At 63.7% G+C, this 19,174-nt stretch carries 29 protein-coding genes; 27 read left to right on the forward strand and 2 right to left on the reverse strand.

The features are described 5' to 3' along the window. Positions 1 to 13: 13 nt before the first annotated feature. A complete protein-coding gene (locus VSR82_RS25310; protein ID WP_498858164.1) occupies positions 14 to 271 on the reverse strand; it encodes a hypothetical protein in 258 nt (85 codons plus the stop codon). A gap of 22 nt (positions 272 to 293) precedes the next feature. Continuing rightward, entirely contained in the window at positions 294 to 473 is a 180-nt protein-coding gene (locus VSR82_RS25315; protein ID WP_498858165.1) for a superinfection immunity protein, read from the reverse strand. A gap of 88 nt (positions 474 to 561) precedes the next feature. On the opposite strand from VSR82_RS25315, the gene VSR82_RS25320 reads away from it, so the two are divergent. From VSR82_RS25320 to VSR82_RS25450, 27 genes are all read left to right on the forward strand, one after another. Beyond that, positions 562 to 816, forward strand: a complete 255-nt coding sequence (locus VSR82_RS25320) for a hypothetical protein (protein ID WP_498858166.1) — start codon at positions 562 to 564, stop codon at positions 814 to 816. 10 nt (positions 817 to 826) lie between these two features. Next, positions 827 to 1,039, forward strand: coding sequence for a hypothetical protein (locus VSR82_RS25325; RefSeq protein WP_498858167.1), 213 nt, complete (start codon positions 827 to 829; stop codon positions 1,037 to 1,039). A gap of 16 nt (positions 1,040 to 1,055) precedes the next feature. Further along, positions 1,056 to 1,205: a hypothetical protein gene (locus VSR82_RS25330; protein ID WP_429295371.1), complete on the forward strand. Its 150-nt coding sequence runs from the start codon at positions 1,056 to 1,058 to the stop codon at positions 1,203 to 1,205. Positions 1,206 to 1,209: 4 nt separating this feature from the next. Then, on the forward strand, positions 1,210 to 1,875 hold the full coding sequence (locus tag VSR82_RS25335) for a glycoside hydrolase family 19 protein (RefSeq protein ID WP_498858168.1): 666 nt from the start codon (positions 1,210 to 1,212) through the stop codon (positions 1,873 to 1,875). 3 nt (positions 1,876 to 1,878) lie between these two features. Then, entirely contained in the window at positions 1,879 to 2,172 is a 294-nt protein-coding gene (locus VSR82_RS25340; RefSeq protein WP_498858169.1) for an HNH endonuclease, read from the forward strand. A gap of 442 nt (positions 2,173 to 2,614) precedes the next feature. Further along, positions 2,615 to 3,484, forward strand: a complete 870-nt coding sequence (locus tag VSR82_RS25345) for a ParB/Srx family N-terminal domain-containing protein (RefSeq protein WP_498858170.1) — start codon at positions 2,615 to 2,617, stop codon at positions 3,482 to 3,484. Continuing rightward, positions 3,471 to 4,394: a GREB1-related protein gene (locus tag VSR82_RS25350; RefSeq protein ID WP_498858171.1), complete on the forward strand. Its 924-nt coding sequence runs from the start codon at positions 3,471 to 3,473 to the stop codon at positions 4,392 to 4,394. Before VSR82_RS25345 ends, VSR82_RS25350 begins: the two co-directional genes overlap by 14 nt. After that, entirely contained in the window at positions 4,378 to 4,854 is a 477-nt protein-coding gene (locus tag VSR82_RS25355) for a phage terminase small subunit P27 family (RefSeq protein WP_498858172.1), read from the forward strand. Before VSR82_RS25350 ends, VSR82_RS25355 begins: the two co-directional genes overlap by 17 nt. Before the next feature lie 58 nt (positions 4,855 to 4,912). Further along, positions 4,913 to 6,634: a terminase large subunit gene (locus VSR82_RS25360; protein WP_498858173.1), complete on the forward strand. Its 1,722-nt coding sequence runs from the start codon at positions 4,913 to 4,915 to the stop codon at positions 6,632 to 6,634. 17 nt (positions 6,635 to 6,651) lie between these two features. Then, positions 6,652 to 6,843 carry a hypothetical protein gene (locus VSR82_RS25365; RefSeq protein ID WP_429295380.1) on the forward strand — a complete coding sequence of 64 codons (192 nt, stop codon included), beginning with the start codon at positions 6,652 to 6,654 and terminating at the stop codon, positions 6,841 to 6,843. Between the two features lie 5 nt (positions 6,844 to 6,848). Next, on the forward strand, positions 6,849 to 7,463 hold the full coding sequence (locus VSR82_RS25370; protein WP_498858174.1) for an HK97 family phage prohead protease: 615 nt from the start codon (positions 6,849 to 6,851) through the stop codon (positions 7,461 to 7,463). Beyond that, entirely contained in the window at positions 7,426 to 8,820 is a 1,395-nt protein-coding gene (locus VSR82_RS25375; RefSeq protein ID WP_498858175.1) for a phage major capsid protein, read from the forward strand. Before VSR82_RS25370 ends, VSR82_RS25375 begins: the two co-directional genes overlap by 38 nt. Before the next feature lie 58 nt (positions 8,821 to 8,878). Continuing rightward, positions 8,879 to 9,199 carry a hypothetical protein gene (locus VSR82_RS25380; protein WP_498858176.1) on the forward strand — a complete coding sequence of 107 codons (321 nt, stop codon included), beginning with the start codon at positions 8,879 to 8,881 and terminating at the stop codon, positions 9,197 to 9,199. Positions 9,200 to 9,201: 2 nt separating this feature from the next. Beyond that, the gene (locus VSR82_RS25385) at positions 9,202 to 10,605 is read left to right on the forward strand and encodes a phage portal protein (protein ID WP_498858177.1); all 1,404 of its coding nucleotides are present in this window, start codon (positions 9,202 to 9,204) and stop codon (positions 10,603 to 10,605) included. Next, on the forward strand, positions 10,602 to 11,690 hold the full coding sequence (locus VSR82_RS25390; RefSeq protein ID WP_498858178.1) for a carbohydrate-binding protein: 1,089 nt from the start codon (positions 10,602 to 10,604) through the stop codon (positions 11,688 to 11,690). Before VSR82_RS25385 ends, VSR82_RS25390 begins: the two co-directional genes overlap by 4 nt. Beyond that, a complete protein-coding gene (locus tag VSR82_RS25395; RefSeq protein ID WP_498858179.1) occupies positions 11,687 to 11,986 on the forward strand; it encodes a head-tail connector protein in 300 nt (99 codons plus the stop codon). Before VSR82_RS25390 ends, VSR82_RS25395 begins: the two co-directional genes overlap by 4 nt. Then, the gene (locus VSR82_RS25400) at positions 11,983 to 12,342 is read left to right on the forward strand and encodes a phage head closure protein (protein WP_498858180.1); all 360 of its coding nucleotides are present in this window, start codon (positions 11,983 to 11,985) and stop codon (positions 12,340 to 12,342) included. The genes VSR82_RS25395 and VSR82_RS25400 overlap by 4 nt, the downstream gene beginning before the upstream one ends. Continuing rightward, entirely contained in the window at positions 12,339 to 12,860 is a 522-nt protein-coding gene (locus tag VSR82_RS25405) for an HK97-gp10 family putative phage morphogenesis protein (protein WP_498858181.1), read from the forward strand. The genes VSR82_RS25400 and VSR82_RS25405 overlap by 4 nt, the downstream gene beginning before the upstream one ends. Next, positions 12,857 to 13,213: a tail completion protein gp17 gene (gp17, locus tag VSR82_RS25410; RefSeq protein WP_498858182.1), complete on the forward strand. Its 357-nt coding sequence runs from the start codon at positions 12,857 to 12,859 to the stop codon at positions 13,211 to 13,213. Before VSR82_RS25405 ends, gp17 begins: the two co-directional genes overlap by 4 nt. Continuing rightward, entirely contained in the window at positions 13,210 to 14,214 is a 1,005-nt protein-coding gene (locus tag VSR82_RS25415; RefSeq protein ID WP_498858183.1) for a phage tail tube protein, read from the forward strand. Before gp17 ends, VSR82_RS25415 begins: the two co-directional genes overlap by 4 nt. Continuing rightward, positions 14,207 to 14,548 (forward strand): hypothetical protein, encoded by a 342-nt coding sequence (locus VSR82_RS25420; RefSeq protein ID WP_498858184.1) that lies wholly within the window; start codon positions 14,207 to 14,209, stop codon positions 14,546 to 14,548. The genes VSR82_RS25415 and VSR82_RS25420 overlap by 8 nt, the downstream gene beginning before the upstream one ends. Continuing rightward, positions 14,548 to 14,718, forward strand: coding sequence for a hypothetical protein (locus tag VSR82_RS25425; RefSeq protein WP_498858185.1), 171 nt, complete (start codon positions 14,548 to 14,550; stop codon positions 14,716 to 14,718). The genes VSR82_RS25420 and VSR82_RS25425 overlap by 1 nt, the downstream gene beginning before the upstream one ends. 7 nt (positions 14,719 to 14,725) lie before the next feature. Further along, on the forward strand, positions 14,726 to 16,879 hold the full coding sequence (locus VSR82_RS25430) for a hypothetical protein (RefSeq protein ID WP_498858186.1): 2,154 nt from the start codon (positions 14,726 to 14,728) through the stop codon (positions 16,877 to 16,879). A 12-nt stretch (positions 16,880 to 16,891) separates the two neighbouring features. Continuing rightward, positions 16,892 to 17,377: a phage tail protein gene (locus VSR82_RS25435; protein ID WP_498858187.1), complete on the forward strand. Its 486-nt coding sequence runs from the start codon at positions 16,892 to 16,894 to the stop codon at positions 17,375 to 17,377. A gap of 12 nt (positions 17,378 to 17,389) precedes the next feature. Further along, positions 17,390 to 18,088, forward strand: a complete 699-nt coding sequence (locus tag VSR82_RS25440; RefSeq protein ID WP_498858188.1) for a phage minor tail protein L — start codon at positions 17,390 to 17,392, stop codon at positions 18,086 to 18,088. Between the two features lie 9 nt (positions 18,089 to 18,097). Then, on the forward strand, positions 18,098 to 18,859 hold the full coding sequence (locus VSR82_RS25445) for a C40 family peptidase (protein ID WP_498858189.1): 762 nt from the start codon (positions 18,098 to 18,100) through the stop codon (positions 18,857 to 18,859). Continuing rightward, the gene (locus tag VSR82_RS25450; protein ID WP_498858190.1) at positions 18,859 to 19,167 is read left to right on the forward strand and encodes a hypothetical protein; all 309 of its coding nucleotides are present in this window, start codon (positions 18,859 to 18,861) and stop codon (positions 19,165 to 19,167) included. The genes VSR82_RS25445 and VSR82_RS25450 overlap by 1 nt, the downstream gene beginning before the upstream one ends. Positions 19,168 to 19,174: the final 7 nt, after the last annotated feature.

Raw genomic sequence — 19,174 nt, forward strand, 5'->3', positions numbered from 1 at the left:
TGGGGTCCTCAGGTTAGCGCCAGCCAATCTCGCGGGCCGCGATGCCTGGCAGGTAGCCAAGCTGACGGCCTTCGACCAGGTACACGACGTTCTCGTCCGGTATCTCGTCCTGTTCCTCGTCAGGCTCGTAGCCGGGCGGGTGACCATCGGGGCCGATCAGTACGGCATCGGCAATCGCGTACTCGAAGGGCCAGTTCGGCTGCTGGGCGATACGCACCTCGGCGTCCTCGGGCAGTCCTTCGAGCAGTTCCAGCAGTTGGGCAACTTTCATTTCGGGTTCCTCAGGTAAGTGGTCAGTCGTTCTTCGCGGCCCAGATCAGGGCAATGCCCCAGCCGAGGACGGTCCTGCCGAACAGCAGGTTCGTGATCGCGATGGCGTTCATGTTCCGGTGATGGCGGAAACGGGCGATGAGACCGGGCAGGAAGTAGAGCAGCACGAGGGCCACAGGCAGGGCGACTTCAGCGACGTTCATTTCGGGCTCCTTCAGGGTTTAGGGGCGTTGCAGGGTTGCTTCGCCTTCACCTAAATAGTACACAAAAGTGTGTACAGTGTAAACCGAAATGTTTACCGAAGTCAGGCCCAAGCCACGCCATAGGAGGGCAGGTCATGACACTGACAGCCAGAAGTGGGCGCGGATCAAGCCCGCCAATTTCGCGCTGCCGGGACGGCGCTACCCGATCAACACGCTAAGGCGCGCACGTAACGCGTTGGCCCGTGTTGCGCAGCACGGCACGCGCGCAGAGCAGATCAAGGTCCAGCGCGCAGTGCATCGGCGCTGGCCGTCTATCGACATGACCAAGACGGGCAAACGGTAGGAGGTGTGTGATGGCTAGACGGTTGCTGATCGTGCTGCTCGTGCTGCCCGTGCTCGTGGTGGGCTGCGAGAACTTCCCGCCTGCGGGCGAGACAGCACAGCACGCCCTGCGTGTCTTCTGCGCGCTGCACCGCGCCGACATCCTTTCAACCCTGCTGACCGAACAGCAGCAGCAGGCCGGGACGGTTGTCTGTCACGCGGTCGGCATGTCGCTCGGTACATGACCCGACAGGAGGTCGTATGGTGACGCTCTCGCTTGTGCTGCTCGTGGTGGCCTTCCTGCTGCTGGCCGCAGCTGCACTGATCACGAACGTGCCGAAGGTCAACCTGATGGCCGCAGGCATGGCGATCTGGGAACTCGCGCAGCTGATCGCGCGCATGGGCTCGTGACGCGATGGACCTGAGCGCAGCGCAACTTGAACGCGCCCTGCCGCATGTCGATGTGGCGCGGTGGCATGTGCCCGTGCGCAATGCCTGTACAGCCTTCGACATCAACACCGCGAACCGCCTCGCGGCCTTCCTCGCGCAGTGCGGCCACGAGTCCGCGAACTTCACGCGCCTCGTTGAAAACGTGAACTACTCGGCGCAGGGGCTCGCGAACACATGGGACCGCTTCAGCACGAGCGGGCGACGTGGCGGCTCGCCGAATGCCCTTGCGCGGCAGCTTGAACGCCAGCCGCAGGCCATCGCGAACCATGTCTACGCAGACCGGCTCGGCAATGGCAACGAGGCAAGCGGTGACGGCTGGCGCTTCCGTGGCCGTGGTCTGATCCAGTTGACAGGCAGGGCTAACTATCGCGCTGCGTCGCAGGCGCTGTCTATCGATCTGGAAGCAGAACCGGCCCAGCTTGAAGAACCTGCGCTGGCTGCACTCGCGTCGGCGTGGTGGTGGTCAACAAACCGCGTGAACCCGCTCGCCGATGCTGGCGACTGGCTCGCGGTTTCGCGTACCGTGAACCTCGGGCATGCACGCAGCACGTCGATGCCGGTCGGTCATGACGACCGGCAGGCCCGCACGCTGATCGCCCTCGATGCCTTGCGGACGATCCCGCAGACGTGAACCGTGACTGCTACTCCGCGCACGCGCGGCCGCAAGTGGCAACGCATCCGCGCACGACAGCTGCGACTGCATCTGCTCTGCGCGCGCTGCCTCACGAAGGGCTTCGTTACCGAGGCGACAGAGGTCGATCACATCGTTCCGCTGTTCAAGGGCGGCACGGACGCATGGCAGAACCTGCAAAGCCTGTGCGAGCCCTGCCATGTTGAGAAGACACGCGAGGACATCGAACGTCACTCGGGCGGTTGCGACCTCTCGGGCATGCCGAACGATCCCGCGCATCCGTGGGCCGCGCGCTAGATCAGTCGTCGTCGGTTTCGTCTGGCCGTGGCCTGGCCGACGCGTCTCCGTTCATGATCTTCGGCAGATCGGGAAAGTACACGTCACAACGGACCTGCGCAGAGGTGGCATTTCTTCGTGTGCAATCGGTTATCTCCGGTCCGAGATCCGTCATCGGGAAGTCTTCACCAAGCGAAGCAACCAGCTTCGCTGGCCGATAGCGTCCGCGACGCTCGCAACGCGTGCAGGCCAATTCGATGTGGGTCGCGCGTGCTGCCACTTCGCCCAGGGTTACGAATCCCTTGTTCATCGCTGCTTGTCCGCTGTCGTGGTGAATCCGACAGGGTACCAGCCGGGGGACGGGAGCCGGGGGGACGATCAGAAATTTTTTGCCGGTCCGGGGAAACCTAAGTAACTCACCTTTTTCTTTTGGAAAGCACTTCACGTAAAGGGGGCGTAACACATGGCCCGCAGTGCAGCAGCCCGACAGAATCCGGCCGCCACCACCGCGCCGGATGCCGACGCCGCGCCGTCGCCGTGGCCCGCGTCGCAGATCGAGCACCGGGCGCTGGCGTCGCTCGTGCCGTACGCGCGCAACGCCCGCGAGCACTCGGACGCGCAGGTCGCGCAGATCGCCGCGAGCATGCGCGAGTGGGGGTGGACAAGCCCGATTCTGGTAGACGAGACCGACAGGATCATTGCGGGTCATGGGCGCGTGCTCGCCGCGTCGAAGCTCGGTCTGACGGACGTACCGGTTATCGTGGCGCGCGGTTGGAGCGAGTCGAAGATTCGCGCGTATGTGATCGCCGACAACCGGCTTGCCGAGAATGCGACATGGAATGAGGAACTGTTGCGGCTTGAACTCGCGGACCTGCGCATCGAGGGCTTCGACCTCTCGCTGATGGGTTTCGATGCGAGTGACCTTGCAAGCCTGTTCGACGGGTCAGGCGATGCAGGGTCAGGCAACTGGTACTCGCACAAGATCGCAACGCCTGTCTATGAGCCGCAGGGCGAGAAGCCTGCTATCGGCGCACTGGCTGATTCCGGCAAGGCATTGCAGCTGGTCGCAGCCATCAATGCATCGAAGGTCAGTCAGGCGGAAAAGCAGTTCCTGATTGCCGCCGCACAGCGTCATGTGGTCTTCGACTACCGGAACATCGCCGAGTACTACTGTCATGCGAGCCCCGAGATGCAGGCGCTGATGGAAGATTCCGCGCTCGTGATCATCGACTTCAACAAGGCCATCGAACGGGGCTTTGTCGAAATGACTGACCGCCTGATGGCCCTCTGTCCCGACGCAGGCAACGGGGACGACTTCGATGAAGAAGCATGACTTCGTGGTCCTGATCCCGACGCACCGGCGTCCTGATCACGTACTCACGTATCACACCTTGCGCCAGCACGGCTATACAGGCCGCATCGTGCTGATCGTGGATAACGAGGACGAGACTATCGAGCAGTACCGCCGCAACTATGCCGCGAACGAGATTGTTGTATTCGACAAGGCCGCAGCCGCAGCGAAGGCTGAAGCGGGCGATAACTTTCCTGCACGGAAGACTGCGCTCTATGCCTTCAATGCGACCTTCGAAGTCGCCGCGCAACTTGGCTATACGTACTTCATCCTGCTTGACGATGACTATCGCCGCTTTGAATTCCGGCGCGATAGCCACTCGCAGTACTGCGCGCGGAAGATTCTGAGTCTCGATGATGTGTTCCGTGTCATGTTCGATTATTTCCGGTCGATTCCCGCACTCTCGATTGCAATGGCGCAGACCGGCGACTTCGCAGGCGGTGCGCAGTGCGTAGGCAAGACATCACACGTCTGGGGCAGGCCATCGCGCAAGGTGATGAATAGCTTTTTCTGTTCGACCGAACGCCCCTTCACGTTCCTCGGGCGCCTGAATGCCGATGTGAACATGTACCTCGTGTACGGCAGCCGTGGCGGTCTTTTCCTCACGCATGGTGTGACCTGTCTTCAGCAGGAGCCGACACAGGCCAACTCGGGGGGCATGTCCGAAATCTACAAGGACTACGGCACGTACGTGAAGTCGTTCTACTCGGTCATGTATGCACCTGCCGCAGTGAAGGTATCCGTTCTCAAATCGAAGTTTGCGCGTATCCATCACCAGATCAGGTGGCGTAATGCCGTACCGCGCGTTCTGAGCGAAGCACATCGCAAGGCACGTGCAGCCGATGACTTCGAACCTGCCGACAACGAGGCAAGCCATGCCGATGCGACCTAAACCGACCGCGCTGCGCGTGATCGAGGGCAATCGCGGCGGCCGTCCGCTGCCGAAGCACGAACCGAAGCCGCGCCGTGGACTGCCACCGGCCCCACCGCATCTGGATACACGTGCGCGCGCCGAGTGGAACAGGCTCGTGCCCGAACTGCATTCCATCGGCATGCTGACGGTGATCGACGGCGGGGTGCTGGCTGCGTACTGCATGGCCTATTCGCGATGGATCGAAGCCGAGGACGCCATTGCGCGCATGAAGGAACGCGACCAGCTGACCGGCGCGCTGATGATCAAGACCACCAACGGTAACGCAATCCAGAACCCGCTCGTTGGCACGGCGCATAAGGCCATGCTGCTGATGTGCCGGTTTGCCGTTGAGTACGGCCTGACCCCTGCGGCGCGCGCCAATGTCGAGGCACGCCCCTACGATGACGACGAAGGCGACGGCCCGGAAAAGTACTTCTGATCCCGTCAGCGCATTCGCACGCAAGGTCATTGCAGGAAAGGTCCGGGCAGGCCCGGATGTGCGCAACACGTGCAGGCGGCATCTTGAAGACCTGCGCGACGGGCACGCGCGCGGCCTCACGTGGGATGTGCAGGCCGCCCGTAGGGCGATCAGTTTCTTTCCCGACGTGCTGCGCCTGAACGGTGGCGAGTTCGAGGGCCTGCCTTTCGTGCTGCTGCCGTGGCAGCAGTTCATCGTCGGCTCGCTGTTCGGCTGGAAGCGTCGCGACGATACGCGCCGGTTCCGTGAAGCCTACGTCGAAGCGGCGAAAGGCTCCGGCAAGTCGCCACTTGCGGCAGGCATCGGCCTGTACATGCTGGTCGCCGATGGCGAAGCACGCGCCGAGGTGTACGCCGCCGCCACGCGTCGCGATCAGGCGATGGTGCTGTTCCGCGATGCCGTGGCGATGGTGCAGCAGTCAGGCGCATTGAGCGCACGCACCACGACATCAGGCCGCGAGGATCGCGTCTGGAATATCGCCTATCCGAAGACGGGTTCATTCTTCAGGCCGATTGCTTCGGACGATTCAGGGCAGAGCGGGCCTCGCCCGCACTGCGGCCTGATCGATGAAGTACACGAGCACCGCAGTCCGGTCGTGATCAACATCATGCGAGCGGGCAAGAAGGGCCGACGCCAGCCGCTGATTTTCATGATCACCAACAGCGGACTGGATCGCACTTCGGTCTGCTTCGAGCAGCACGAGTATGCGGCGCGCGTCGCGAGTGGCGTGATTACGGACGACGCGTTTTTTTCATTCGTGTGTTCGCTTGACGAGGATGACGATCCGTTCGAAAGCGAGAAGTGCTGGATCAAGGCTAACCCCTCGTTAGGCGCAACCATTGACCGTTCCTACCTGCGCGAGCAGGTACGACAGGCGCGCGGCATGCCGTCACTTGAATCGACGGTGCGGCGGCTGAACTTCTGCCAGTGGGTCGATGCGGCCGATCCGTGGATTAGCGGAAACCTGTGGCGCTGCTGTGAAGTCGGCGCACCGCCACTCGTGAATGCAGAAGCGGACGCCGCGGAGTCGAAGCAGTCATGGCAGGCCACGCTCGAAGCGGCACGCGCGCAGCGTGAAGCACTGCTTGCCAGCATGCACGGCAAACGCATCTACGGCGGGCTCGACCTCTCGGGCACGCGTGACCTGACTGCGCTTGCGGTGGCGTGCCGTCAGGACGACGACAGCATCGATGCGTTCGTTGAGTTCTGGACGCCCGCAGACACGATGCACGAGCGCGCACGGCATGACCGTGTTCCGTATCCGGCATGGGTTGAAGCCGGTTTCATGCATGCCGCAAAGGGCCGAGCCATCGACTACGGCGAAGTGGTTGACCGGCTATCCGTGCTCTCGGGCTCGCTGGACTTCAGCGGCATCGCGTACGACCCGTACCGCATCAAGTACTTCGAACGTGATCTGGACGGCGCGGGCCTGACGATCCCGCTGGTGCCGCACGGCCAGGGCTTTTTCCGGTCGTCGGAATCGGGCCTGTGGATGTGCCGTTCGATTGAACTGCTCGAACAGGTGATCTTCGAGAACCGCCTGCGCGTCGCCTTCAATCCGTGCCTGCGGTGGAACGTTTCGAACGCCGTCACTGATGCGGACGGCAAGAGCAACCGGGTGTTCAACAAGCGCAAGGCAATCGGCCGCATCGACGGTCTGGTTGCACTGACGATGGCAGTCGGGCTCGCGCTCGACATCGAGCGTGAACGCGAGCCCGAGTACCAGATGTTTTTTCTCTAGCAGCAGGGGCAATCACCATGCCACTCAAACAGGGATACAGCCGCAAATCGATCAGCGCCAACATCCGCACCGAACAGCGTGCGGGCTACGGGCGCAAACAGGCCGTCGCCATTGCGCTGAACGTTGCGCGCAAGGCTGCACGCAAGGCGATCCGTTCCGGGACCCACAGCAGGGCCGCCAAGCGGGCCGCACGCTTCTACAAGGGGTGACACTCATGGAACGCGCCTACTCGCTACTGACGATCCGCAGCGCAGACGAGAATGCCCACGTGATCGAGGGTATCGCATCGACGCCGACGCCTGACCGTTATGAAGACATCGTTGAACCACTCGGCGCGAAGTATGCCCTGCCGATGCCGCTACTCTGGCAGCACGACCATACGCAGCCGGTCGGCCATGTCGAGTTCGCGCAACTCACAGACGAAGGCATTCCGTTCCGGGCAACCATTGCAAAGGTCGATGAGCCCGGCAAGCTGAAAGACCGCCTCGATGAAGCATGGCAGAGCGTGCGTGCGCGACTCGTGCGCGCAGTCTCAATCGGATTCCGCCCGCTTGAACATGCCTACCTCGATAACGGCGGCATCCGTTACTTGTCATGGGAATGGCTCGAACTTAGCCTGGTGACAGTTCCCGCGAATTCTGAAGCAACGATCAACGTTATCCGCAGTATCGACACGACCGCCCGCGCCGCGCTTGGCATCGGCGGCGGTCATGTCGTGCGTCTTGAAAAGAGCCCTGCGCGCGTCGGCGCAATTCCATTTGTGATCCGGACCATTTACAGGAGCGTGGATCATGAAGCCGACATTGCAGGAACAGATCGCAGCCTTTGAGGCGCGGCGTGCGTCATCGGTCGCACGCATGAACGAGATTGTCGAACTCGCAGGTGAGGAGGGCGCAACGCTCGACACGGCGCAGCAGGAAGAATTCGACACGTTGCAGCAGGACATCGAATCAATTGATGGACACCTGCGCCGCCTGAAACTGGTCGAGTCGCAGCAGGTCAGGACCGCGACGCCCGTCAATGGCGACACGGTGGCGCGTGCCGTTGCAGCACGGGCATCGAGCCCGATCATCACGGTTCGCTCGAACGTGAAGAAAGGCACGGCGTTCACGCGCTACGCCATTGCGCTGATGCGCTCGCGAGGCAACCTGCTTCAGGCTGCGGAAATTGCGCACGGCTGGCAGGACACGACGCCGGAAGTCGAGACGGTGCTGCGCGCAGCTGTCGCAGCAGGCACGACGACCGATCCCGCATGGGCCGCGCCACTCGTTGAGTATCAGACGATGGCGGGCGAGTTTATCGAACTGTTGCGCCCGCAGACTATCGTCGGCCGCATCACCGGGTTCCGGCGCGTTCCGTTCAACATCAAGATGCCTGCCCAGCAGTCGGGCAGCACGGTCGGCTGGGTCGGTGAGGGCAAGCCCAAGCCCGTTTCGGCGCTCGCGTTCGAGACGGTAACGCTCGGCTTTGCCAAGGTCGCGGGCATCGTCGTGATGACCGAGGAACTGATCCGCTTCTCGAACCCGTCTGTTGAGGACATCGTTTCGCGTGACCTGACCGAGACCGTCGCGGAACTGATCGACCGCGACTTCGTGGACCCGGACAAGGCCGAGGTCGCCGGGACCTCGCCCGCATCGATCACGAACGGCGCAGTCAGCATTCCCGCGTCCGGTGTAACGGCGGATGCGCTGCGCGCCGATATCCGCGCGCTGTTCAGTGCATTCATTGCCGCGAACCTCTCGATAGCGGGCGCGGTATGGATCACCGACCCGGTAACGGCCCTATCCATCGGGATGATGCAGAACCCACTCGGACAGGCCGAGTTTCCCGGCGTGGACCAGAACGGCGGGACGCTGCTTGGACTGCCCGTGATCCCGTCTGCGCACGTGCCGAGCGATCCCACCACGGGCGCAATGCTGATCCTGTGCCTGCCGCGTGAAATCCTGCTTGCCGACGATGGCGGCGTGACGCTCGACGCGTCGCGCGAGGCATCGCTTCAGATGAACAGCGCACCGACCGAAGGCGCGGCGCAACTCGTTTCGCTCTGGCAGAACAACATGGCGGCGCTGCGTGCCGAGCGGGCGATCAACTGGGCGCGGCGTCGTCCTGAGTCCGTGGTCTACATCAGCGGCGCGCATTACGGCGCGGCTGAGGCTCCGAGCGGCGGCAACGGCGGCGGAGGCTGACCTGGCATGGTGTAGCAGGGCCGGGGTTGGTCGCCCCGGCCCGTTCGAAGGAACCGACATGAAGATCATCGCAGCAGTGCGAATCGGCCGGTATGGGCGTCAGTACCAGCCCGGTGACGTGCTCGACGTTTCAGTGCGTGATGCGGGCATGTACGTGCGCAGCAGGCAGGCTACATACGCGACGCAACCGGCGACGACGACGCCGAAGCCGCAGACCGGCACGAAGCGCCCGGAACGCAAGGTACGCGAAGGCGCGCAGGGTACGCCAGAACCGGCCACACCGGCACCGGACGAACCGGGTGATGCAGGGCAGCCCGATGACGCGCGCCCGCGCAAAGGCCGCTATCGTCGCCGCGACATGAAGGCCGGGGACGCCTAGCCATGCGCCTGCTCGGGCTCGATATCAGCGTGACGCGCGCCGCGCCGCGCACAGCCGTCGCGCAGAACGCCTCGCCTGTCAGCGGCTGGGGCAACGGCGGCTGGTGGCCGCTCGTGATCCGCGAGCCGTTCGCGGGCGCATGGCAGATGAACCGCGAACTCGCACCCGAGACGCTGCTTGCGTTTCATGCGGTCTATGCCTGCGTGACGTTGATCAGCGCCGACATCGGCAAGCTCGCTTTGCAACTGATGGCCGTCGATGGCAACGATATCTGGATTGCGACCGAGAGCGCGGCATTTTCTCCCGTGCTGCGCAAGCCGAACCATTACCAGACGCATATCCAGTTCATCGAGAACTGGATCATGTCGAAGCTCACGCGCGGCAATACCTACGTGCTCAAAGAGCGCGACAACCGCAACGTGGTCACAGCGCTTTATGTGCTCGACACGCAGAACATCATGCCGCTCGTGACGCCTTCAGGCGATGTGTATTACCGGCTGAGTGCCGATAACCTCGCGGGCCTGCCTGACGGCGATATCACGGTCCCGGCAAGTGAAATCATTCATGACCGCATGAACTGTCTGTTTCATCCGCTTGTCGGCACCAGTCCGCTATTCGCCTGCGCACTCGCCGCACGTCAGGGGATCGCGATCCAGAACAACTCAGCCTCGTTCTTCGAGAACGGTGCGCAGCCGGGAGGCATTCTCGTTGCGCCCGGTGCGATCAGTGACGCGACAGCAGAGCGCTTGAAAGCGCAGTGGGAGGAAAGGTTCGGTGGCCCTAACCGTGGGCGGCTCGCGGTACTCGGCGACGGCCTGAAGTATGAATCACTGACGATGAACGCAGTTGATGCGCAGACCATCGAGCAGCTGAAGATGACGGCCGAGATCGTCTGCTCGGTCTTTCACGTGCCGCTCTACATGATCGGTCTTGCATCGCCGACCTACAACAATATCGAGGCGCTATCCCAGAACTATTACGCGCAGTGCCTGCAATCGCTGATCGAGGCGTTGGAACTCTGCCTCGATGAAGGGCTTGGCCTGCCGAATACGATGCGCACCGAGATGGACCTCGACGGACTGCTGCGCATGGATACCGCCACGCTGGTGAAGACACTTTCCGATGGCGTGGGCGGCGGCATCATGGAACCGAATCACGCGCGCCGCAAGCTGAACCTTCCGCCCGTAGTCGGCGGACAGACGCCCTACATGCAGCAACAGAACTACTCGCTTGCCGCACTCGATGCGCGCGACCGGGGCCAGCCGGCTGTCGTGCCCCCGACGCCGGTTGCACCGCCCGCGTCAGAAGAACCCGCACAACTCCCACCTGACGAAGCTGCGCGGCTGTTCAGCGCAGACGGTCGCGCCGAACTTGCACGACTCACAGAGGGAGCGCCCTCGCCATGATGACGAAAGAAGATATCGGCGTGCTGACGCGCGAAACTGCGCGCCTCGTGTACGAACACGTCGCAAGCGCGGTTGCGCCGATCAGTGCGCGGCTGCGCGAACTCGAAGAACGGGAACAGCTACCGGGCCAGCCCGGTGAGAACGGCAGGGATGGCCGCGACGGCATCGATGGCAGGGACGGCGCAGACGGGCGCGACGGCAAGGATGGCATCGACGGCAAGGACGGTATCAACGGCAGCGATGGCAGGGATGGCGAGCGCGGCATCGATGGCAAGGACGGCGCAGACGGGCGAGACGGCAAGGATGGCCTCGACGGCAAGGACGGCATCGACGGCCGCGACGGTGTCGACGGCGAGCGCGGTGCAGACGGCAAGGACGGCATCAACGGCCGCGACGGTATCGATGGCGAGCGGGGAGCAGATGGCCTCAACGGCAAAGATGGCATCGACGGCAAGGATGGCATCGACGGCAAGGACGGCATCGACGGCAAGGACGGCATCGACGGCAAGGACGGCATCGACGGCAAGGACGGCAAGGACGGCATCGACGGCCGCGACGGTATCGACGGTGAGCGTGGTGCAGACGGCAAGGACGGCGAGCGCGGTAACGATGGCCGCGACGGTCGTGATGGCAAGGATGGTCGTGATGGCGCTGATGGTCGCGACGCTTCAGACCTCGATGTGTTACCAGCTATCGACTTCAGCCGCAGCTATGCACGCGGCACGCTCGCCACGCACGAGGGCGGCCTGTGGCGTGCTCATGCGAACACGAGCGGCGAGCACGGCTGGGGCTGCATCGTCAACGGACTGGCAACGCTGACCATCGAGCCCGAGGGCGAGCGCAGCGTCGCGGTGTCCGTGCGCTATGCGAGCGGCGAATCCTTGCGCTGCGTGCTGGCTTTCCCAGTGCTGATCTATCGCAGCGTGTGGACCGAGGGCAGGCAGTACGAGGCTGGCGATACGGTCACGTGGGCGGGCTCCCTGTGGCATTGCAATGCACCCACGACCGCGAAGCCCGACGCAGACGGTCAGGCATGGACGCTCGCTGCGAAGCGCGGGCGCGACGGCAAGGACGCGCGGCCATGAACCTGATCACGATGGACGAAGCGCGCGCCCACGCGCGCATCGATAGAGACGTGCTCGATGACGCGCTTGCGCTCGCCGTCGCTGCGGCGAATGCCTCGGTCTGGACGTACCTGAAGCGCGAGGAACCGTATCCCGATGACGCAATTCCCGCCGATGTGAAGATGGCCGCGCTGCTGATGGCTGGCAACTTCATCCGTGACCCGGACGGCGCAGAAGCCGCCAGCTGGGTACAGGGCTATCTGCCTTGGCCGGTCGTCAACCTGCTGTATCCGTACCGCGATCCGTCGATGTCATGAGAAAGACCACGGGTATCAAGGCCGGGCCGCTGATCCATCGCATCACGATACAGCGCCCTGTTGTCGACCAGGACGAGAGCGGCACGCCGTTCGTCAGGGAGTGGCAGGAAGTCGCCGAGGTCTGGGCCGGGATCGAGCCGCTATCCGGCCGTGAGTGGCTGGCGTCTGCGGAATTCCGTTCCGATGTCACGACGCGCATCCGTATCCGCTGGCGTGAGGACATCGACGCGTCGATGCGCGTGCTGCATCACGGCGTGATCTATCGCATCGACGCAGTGCTGCCGCAGTATCAGGGCCTGTCTGAAGTCATCCTGATGTGCAGCACGGGCGCAGTAACCGAAGGGGGACAACCGTGAACGTGTTCGTCAACGAGGTGAAGGGTATGAAGGAACTGGGCGACTACCTGAAGCGCCTGCCCGACGAGATGGAAAAGAAAATGCTGTCCACGTCGCTGATGGCAGCATCGAAGCCGATCATGGACAAGGCACGCGAGAACGCACGCGCGATCAGCGAGCGCAACATTAGTGGCTTTGCCGTGGGCATTCTGGAAACCGGCATCGTGCGCTCGCGCGTACGGGCGGACCGCACCGTCCATGCGGTGCGTGTGGACGTGAAGCTGCGCCGCGTACGCGGTGTGCCGACCACGTTCTTCAGCCGCAGCGGTGCGCGGGTCTTCAAGAAATACGGCAGCAACCCGTTCTATGGCCGCTTCCTCGAATTCGGCACGTCGCATGCGGCCGCGCAGCCGTGGCTCAAACCCGCTGCCGAGGCGCGGCACAGTGCGGCCGATCACGCGATGCGCAAGCGCCTCGGCGGACTGGTCAAACAGCACGCGAAGAAAAACGGACTGAGGTTCGAGCCGGGTGCGCCATGACCGAATCCAGACTGTTCGCACTGGTCGAAAAAGCCCTGCCTGCCAGGGCTTTTTTCATTCTGGCGCCGATGGGCGTACGTGAGCCGTACCTGATCCTCTCGCGCGTCTCGCTGGTACCGCAGAACACGCTCTGCGGCTACGCGCAGACCGATCGCGTGAGCTACCGGCTGGACAGTTATGCGCGTACGCGCGCTGAGGCGCTGATCCATATCGAGCGGGCGGTTGCGAACCTGCGCGCGAGCGACGACCCGCCCACTTTTGATAACGAGCAGGACCTGTACGAGGAAGGCACGCGGATTCACCGCGTGACGATTGATCTCATCACGTGGTTTGAACCGGAGGTGAAGCCATGAGCCATGCCAATACGGCTATCAGCGCACAGAATACGAAGATGTATCTGGAAGACCCGAACGCCGCGCCGCAGGCGACCGGGGCCGTCACCAGCGTGTCGCGCTCACAGCCCGCGACCGCAATCTTCGATAGCGTAAGCGCGCTGCGCAATGGCGATCCGGCGCTGATCATGGGCACGGGCTTCGCCTCAATCGACGGGCAGACGTGGATCGTTCAGGAACTGAACCGCGACACGAAGGCGGCGAAGCTGGCGAACAGCAACACCACGAATGAGGCAGGCACGGCCAATCCCGGCGCGTGGCGGCTTAATGCGTTCGTCGATGTGTGCGCCGTGACCTACACGATCACGCCGACCGCTGCTGCCGAGATCGATTCCACGACCCTGTGCGACGAGAAGAAAACCTCGCTGCTCGGGTTCCGCGATCCCGGTACGCTCACGTTCGATTTCTTCATCAACCCGGTCTCGCCGCAGACGCAGGCACTGGACGCGGCGTACGACGATGGCGAGACGCGGCAGTTCATGATCGTCTATCGCAACGGCGCGGTACGCACGCTGCCCGTTCAGGTGCAGACCGTGACCGAGACGGGCGGGGTCGATCAGGCGATCCAGGGCAGCGCGAGCCTGCGGATCGTGGGCGCGTCGGTGCTCACGCTGCCCGACCTGTTCGGCGACGAGGGCACGGAATACGACCTGATTATTCAGGCGAACCCGTCCTTCGGCACTGCGCCTCTCGACGTAACGCTCGTCATCAGCGAGCAGGGCAACACCGCGTCCCAGTTCCTGATCGACTGGGGCGACGACAGCGCGCCGCAGACGGTCACGACCAACACCGCAAACCACACGTACAGCGAGCCCGGTCAGTTCCGCGTGCGCGTGACGCCGACCGTGCAGGGCTACCAGACCGCGCCGTTCTATGGCCCGATGGTGTACGTGAACGCGGCGGGTGCCTCGGCCGACACGCGCGCGGCCGCAGCAGCGAGTGCAGAGGTGACGCATGAATGACGTCCGACCGGCCTCGCCGCTGCTGTTCACGCTGCCCACGCAGACGGAGAAGGTAAAGACCGAGAACTTCGGCACGGTGCTGATCAGTGAACTGCCTGTACCGCTGCTCACGAAGTTCTTCGAACAGCACGCCGACACGAAAGACCCGGTACGCATGGGCTATGCGCTGATCTGCGAATGCGTGACGGGCGAACACGGTGAGCGTTTCACGATGGCGACGATCGAGGCGCTACCCGGCCGCGCGATGCGTGACCTGACCAGGATGATCGACGCCGCGCAGCGCGTGAACGGCTTCACGCAGGGCGCGGTGGAAAAAGCCTCGCCGCTCCCGTGATGCGCCTCGTCTATGCGGTCGCTTCGCATCTGCACATGACGGCGGGAGCGGTGATGGCGTCGATGGGCGCTCACGAACTGTTCTGCTGGCACTACCTGATGACGGCCGACCAGCGGGCGCCGCGTGGCGTGCAGCTGTCCGTCGAGGACGAGATCAACGCGTGGCAATGAGGACATCATGGCATCGGCAGGGTCACTGATCTTCGAACTGGCGGCGGACGTTTCGCGCCTGCGCACCGACCTCCAGCGCGCGTCGGGCGAGATGAAAAAATCGCTCCAGTCGATCGCGCAGAGCAGCATGGTCACCGCGACGAAGATGGGGCTGGACTTCGCCAGTTCGTTCGCGCGCTCGTTTGCCAGTGCGATCTCGACCGGCACGGAACAGGTCGTCGCGCTTTCACGGATGGCGGAGCGCTTCGGTACAACGACCGAGGCACTATCCGCGCTCGACTACGTAGCGCGGCAGTCGAACATCTCGACCGACTCGCTGGCGACCTCGATGCGCCAGTTGTCCAAGTCGATGCTGGACTCGAAAGACCCGACATCGAACGCGGCGGGTGCGCTGCGGGCGCTCGGGCTCAGTGCTGATGATCTTCGCGCCAAGGACCCGGCGCAGGCAATGGCCGACATTGCGGACGCGATGTCGGGCTTCGTCGATGGCTCAGACAAGGTCGCGGTCGCGCGCGCGATCTTCGGTCGCGCGGGCGATGAACTGATCCCGATGCTGAATCAGGGGGGTGAAGCGTTCAGGAGCATGGAGGAACGCGCGAAGGCGCTGGGTCTGGTCATCTCGGACGAGGCGGGGCGCGCGGCCCGGGACTTCAGTTCGCGGCTCACCGACCTGCAATCGATTGTCGATGGGCTGAAGCGGCAGCTTGCGGCCGAACTGAACCCGACCATTTCCGCGTTCGTCGAATGGGCGATCCAGGCGGCGCAGGAAGGCGGCTCACTTCAGGTCGCGCTTCAGGGCATCGCGCTGATGGCGAATATCGCGGCGCAGGCGTTCGTCGGCTTCACGGGTCTCGCGCGTGGCGCGACCAACACGTGGCAGAACTTCAAGGACACGCTCTCCAAGGTCGGCAAGTCGAAAGAGGAGATGACGGTCATCGACAGCCGGATGGCCGCGCGCAGCGAAGATACCCGCCGCGCGATGGATCAGGCGGCCGATGCGCAGCGCGCGCTGAAGAAAGCCTACGACGATGGCATCAAGACCCTCGCGAACCACAGCAGCGCGACGGCCGGGGCCGAGAGGAAAGCACTGGATTTCAAGGGCGCGCTCGAAAAAACCGGGGGCGCGGCACGTACCGCCAAGGCGGGCGTCGATGAATATGCGAAAGGGCTACAGGCCTTGCAGGAAGAACTGCGCCGCGCGCAGGCAGCAGGCGACACCACGCTGCTGATGCTCACCGATCCGACGTTCCTGAAACTGACGACCCAGCAGCAGCAGGCGTGGCTGGCGCTGCGCCAGCAGATCGACGACACCACGCGCGCGCAGCAGGCGAGTAACGAGGAACACGAACGCCAGAAGCGGGGCTGGGCTGATCTCCAGAGCATGATCGACTCGAACAATTCGGCGCTCGACAACTGGGTGCAGACCCAACTCGATGCGATCGACCCGACGCGCGAATTCCATCGTGAACTCGATCTGCTGAATGCCGCACAGGAACGCGGCGCGATCGTCGGCGACGAGTACCACGCGGTACTCGGCAACATCATCGACCGCTTTGACCAGTCGGTGAACAAGCTCGACCCACTGAAGCAGCAGACCGAAGACCTCACGCGCGCGATTGAGCAGTTCGGGCGTAATTCGGCCGACATGTTCATCGACTGGATCAGCGGCGCGGACATGACGGGCAAGTCATTCGGCGAGATGACCGCATCGATCCTGCGCGACATCGCAAAAATGCTTATGTACAAAACCGTGATGCAGCCACTGTTCGACTGGTTCGGCGGACTCGGGTCAGGTGGCGGCGGTGGACTCGGCGGCATCCTCGGCGGGCTGTTTGGTCGCAGTGCGATCGCCGTCGAACCGGAACTGCCATATGGCGGTCAGCGCATGGCGGGCGGGCCAGTGACGCCGGGGCGCTACTACCGCGTGAACGAGTCACCGTTCGCGCGCGAGTTCTTCGCGCCAAGCGTGCCCGGTCGCATCGGCGGCAACGTGGGCGAGCAGGGCGCGGTGAACGTCTCGATCACGGTCAATGCGCAGACCGGTGCCACGGACGTACTTGGCGCGACTGCGGACGCGATCGAACTCGGCAAGCGGATGGCGACGGTCGCGCGTCAGGTCATCGCCGATGAACGTCGCGCGGGCGGACTGCTCGCAACGTAAGGAGGTCTGACCATGCCGATCGTCGATCCATCGGACATGCGGGTCTATGTCAATCCCGTGTGGTGGGCGAACCGTGCAGCACCGCACGTGACCGTGACCGAGGCGCAGTGGGTGCGCCGCATCGAAGCGGCCGCACGTGCGCGCGTGGCCGGTGCAACGTTCGGCTGGTGTCCGACTGCATGCAGCGCGACCGTGACACCGCAGATCATCGAGACGCCATTCGGTGACGGTTACAAACAGCGGCGACCGGCCGGACTGCGCACGCAGTTTCCCGAGTGGGAACTTGAATTCACCGACCGGCGCATCCCTGAAGCATTGCAGATCACGGGCTTCCTCGTCGCGCGCAATGGCGTCGATGTTTTCAACTGGAGCCCGCCACGTCTGGGCTACACGCTCGACGTTCTGTGTCCTGAGTGGTCGTGGAGCTATGGCAGTCTGCTCGCCGATGGCTCCCGCTCGATGTCGGTCACGGCGACCTTCGTCGAGGCGTACGCGTGACGGGAGGATGTGATGCTGATCGAAGGCGCAGCGCAGGAACTGTCGCCCGGTGCGGTCATCGAACTGTTCCAGCTAGACCTCACTGAACTGGGCGGCGAAGTCGTGCATTTTCACGCAGGCACGAACAACCTGCCGATACCCGGATCGGTCGTGTGGCGTGGCGTGCCGTATGAGCGCTACCCGGTCAAGGCGACCGGCTTCGAATACAGGGCGCAGGGCACGCTGCCGCGGCCCACGCTGACGACCAGCAACGTGATCGGCGTGATCTCGGCGCTGTGCCGCATCTATGGCGACATCGTTGGCGCACGCATCGTGCGGCAGCGCACGCTCGGGCGTTTCCTCGATGCCGTGAACTTCACGGGCGGCAATCCCACGGCCGACCCTAACGAAGCCTTCCCGGATGAAATCTGGTACGTGAACCAGAAGACCCGCGAGGACTTCGAAGTGGTCGAGTTTGAACTGGCGACGAAGTTGGACGTCGAGGGTGTGCAGCTGCCGCGCCGTCAGGTGATCCGTAACCAGTGCCCGTGGCGCTACCGTGGCGACGGCTGCGGGTATGGTGGCCCGCCCGTGGCCGACATCAACGACATCCCGACGAGTAACCCCGCGAACGATGTCTGCGGCAAGCGGCTCACGTCCTGCAAGCTGCGCTTCGGCACGTACGGATGGTTGCCGTTCGGCGGGTTCCCCGGCGCGAGCCAGTACCGGTGAGGTGCGATCGTGATTGACTTCACCGCAGTGCTGCCGTCCATCCAGTTGCATGCGCAGGCCGACGCGCCTCGCGAGTGCTGCGGCATTGTCGTGCGCAAACCCGATGGCGCGCTCCAGTACATACCGTGCCGCAATGCAGCCAGTGAGCGCGATGTATTCCAGATCGATGTCGCCGACGCCGCGCGCGCCGAGGACACGGGCGAGCCCGTCGCGTACGCACACTCGCACGTGTATACGTCGCCGATGCCAACTGATGCGGACAGGGTGAGCATGATGAAGCATGGTCTGCCGTGGATCATCGTCAACCACCCGACGGGCGCATTCACGATCAACGATCCCGTGCCGGTGATCGTACCGCTGGAGGGCCGCAGGTTCGTGCATGGCGTCCACGACTGCTACGCGATCGTGCGCGACTACTTCGCGCAGCTTGGCATCACGCTCGCCGACTACCCGCGCGTGTGGGGCTGGTGGGAAAACTTCGATCTGCCCGACGCATACCGCGAGAACTTCGCGCGCGAGGGCTTCGTGTCGATCCACGAAGGCGCGCTTGATGCCGACGCGCTGCGCAAGCTCAAACCTCACGATGTGATCCTGTTCCGCATCCGCGCGCCGCGCGATAACCACGCGGCCGTGTATGTCGGCGAAAACTTCATGCTGCACCACCTGATCGATGAACTGTCACGCCGCGAACTGCTCGGCGAGTTCTACCAGCGGCGTGCGCGCGCGATCCTGCGTCACCGCAGCCTGCTCGATCATCCAAAGGAGGGATGATGTCCACGACTACCACGAACGCAGCACCGCTCCAGCGAACGATCATCGACGACTTCGAAACGCTGGTCATGGCGCTGCTCGCCGAAGCGGCGCGCTACAGCGCCGAAGGGCCGGGACCGGGCGGCACGGTTGAGGAAGCAGAGGGCAACATCCGCCGTCTGCGGACGTTATCGGCCGCGCTGAATGCGGCCCTCCAGAACGTCGTTTCGCGTCCACCGTCGCTGTTCCCGACGCCGACCGCAGTCGTCAGCCCGACCCCGATGGCGGTCGATCCGGCGACGACATCGCAGCAGACGGTACACAGCTAGGAGGCGA

It is taken from the genome of Burkholderia sp. JPY481 (genome assembly GCF_038900515.1).
Lineage (GTDB): Bacteria > Pseudomonadota > Gammaproteobacteria > Burkholderiales > Burkholderiaceae > Paraburkholderia > Paraburkholderia youngii.

Excerpts from the sequence above, each read along its gene's own strand:
- VSR82_RS25310 (WP_498858164.1), bottom strand. The coding sequence starts at position 271 with ATGAAAGTTGCCCAACTGCTGGAACTGCTCGAAGGACTGCCCGAGGAC.
- VSR82_RS25315 (WP_498858165.1), bottom strand. The coding sequence starts at position 473 with ATGAACGTCGCTGAAGTCGCCCTGCCTGTGGCCCTCGTGCTGCTCTAC.
- VSR82_RS25320 (WP_498858166.1), top strand. The coding sequence starts at position 562 with ATGTTTACCGAAGTCAGGCCCAAGCCACGCCATAGGAGGGCAGGTCAT.
- VSR82_RS25325 (WP_498858167.1), top strand. The coding sequence starts at position 827 with ATGGCTAGACGGTTGCTGATCGTGCTGCTCGTGCTGCCCGTGCTCGTG.
- VSR82_RS25330 (WP_429295371.1), top strand. The coding sequence starts at position 1,056 with ATGGTGACGCTCTCGCTTGTGCTGCTCGTGGTGGCCTTCCTGCTGCTG.
- VSR82_RS25335 (WP_498858168.1), top strand. The coding sequence starts at position 1,210 with ATGGACCTGAGCGCAGCGCAACTTGAACGCGCCCTGCCGCATGTCGAT.
- VSR82_RS25345 (WP_498858170.1), top strand. The coding sequence starts at position 2,615 with ATGGCCCGCAGTGCAGCAGCCCGACAGAATCCGGCCGCCACCACCGCG.
- VSR82_RS25350 (WP_498858171.1), top strand. The coding sequence starts at position 3,471 with ATGAAGAAGCATGACTTCGTGGTCCTGATCCCGACGCACCGGCGTCCT.
- VSR82_RS25355 (WP_498858172.1), top strand. The coding sequence starts at position 4,378 with ATGCCGATGCGACCTAAACCGACCGCGCTGCGCGTGATCGAGGGCAAT.
- VSR82_RS25365 (WP_429295380.1), top strand. The coding sequence starts at position 6,652 with ATGCCACTCAAACAGGGATACAGCCGCAAATCGATCAGCGCCAACATC.
- VSR82_RS25370 (WP_498858174.1), top strand. The coding sequence starts at position 6,849 with ATGGAACGCGCCTACTCGCTACTGACGATCCGCAGCGCAGACGAGAAT.
- VSR82_RS25375 (WP_498858175.1), top strand. The coding sequence starts at position 7,426 with ATGAAGCCGACATTGCAGGAACAGATCGCAGCCTTTGAGGCGCGGCGT.
- VSR82_RS25380 (WP_498858176.1), top strand. The coding sequence starts at position 8,879 with ATGAAGATCATCGCAGCAGTGCGAATCGGCCGGTATGGGCGTCAGTAC.
- VSR82_RS25385 (WP_498858177.1), top strand. The coding sequence starts at position 9,202 with ATGCGCCTGCTCGGGCTCGATATCAGCGTGACGCGCGCCGCGCCGCGC.
- VSR82_RS25390 (WP_498858178.1), top strand. The coding sequence starts at position 10,602 with ATGATGACGAAAGAAGATATCGGCGTGCTGACGCGCGAAACTGCGCGC.
- VSR82_RS25395 (WP_498858179.1), top strand. The coding sequence starts at position 11,687 with ATGAACCTGATCACGATGGACGAAGCGCGCGCCCACGCGCGCATCGAT.
- VSR82_RS25400 (WP_498858180.1), top strand. The coding sequence starts at position 11,983 with ATGAGAAAGACCACGGGTATCAAGGCCGGGCCGCTGATCCATCGCATC.
- gp17 (WP_498858182.1), top strand. The coding sequence starts at position 12,857 with ATGACCGAATCCAGACTGTTCGCACTGGTCGAAAAAGCCCTGCCTGCC.
- VSR82_RS25415 (WP_498858183.1), top strand. The coding sequence starts at position 13,210 with ATGAGCCATGCCAATACGGCTATCAGCGCACAGAATACGAAGATGTAT.
- VSR82_RS25420 (WP_498858184.1), top strand. The coding sequence starts at position 14,207 with ATGAATGACGTCCGACCGGCCTCGCCGCTGCTGTTCACGCTGCCCACG.
- VSR82_RS25425 (WP_498858185.1), top strand. The coding sequence starts at position 14,548 with ATGCGCCTCGTCTATGCGGTCGCTTCGCATCTGCACATGACGGCGGGA.
- VSR82_RS25430 (WP_498858186.1), top strand. The coding sequence starts at position 14,726 with ATGGCATCGGCAGGGTCACTGATCTTCGAACTGGCGGCGGACGTTTCG.
- VSR82_RS25435 (WP_498858187.1), top strand. The coding sequence starts at position 16,892 with ATGCCGATCGTCGATCCATCGGACATGCGGGTCTATGTCAATCCCGTG.
- VSR82_RS25440 (WP_498858188.1), top strand. The coding sequence starts at position 17,390 with ATGCTGATCGAAGGCGCAGCGCAGGAACTGTCGCCCGGTGCGGTCATC.
- VSR82_RS25450 (WP_498858190.1), top strand. The coding sequence starts at position 18,859 with ATGTCCACGACTACCACGAACGCAGCACCGCTCCAGCGAACGATCATC.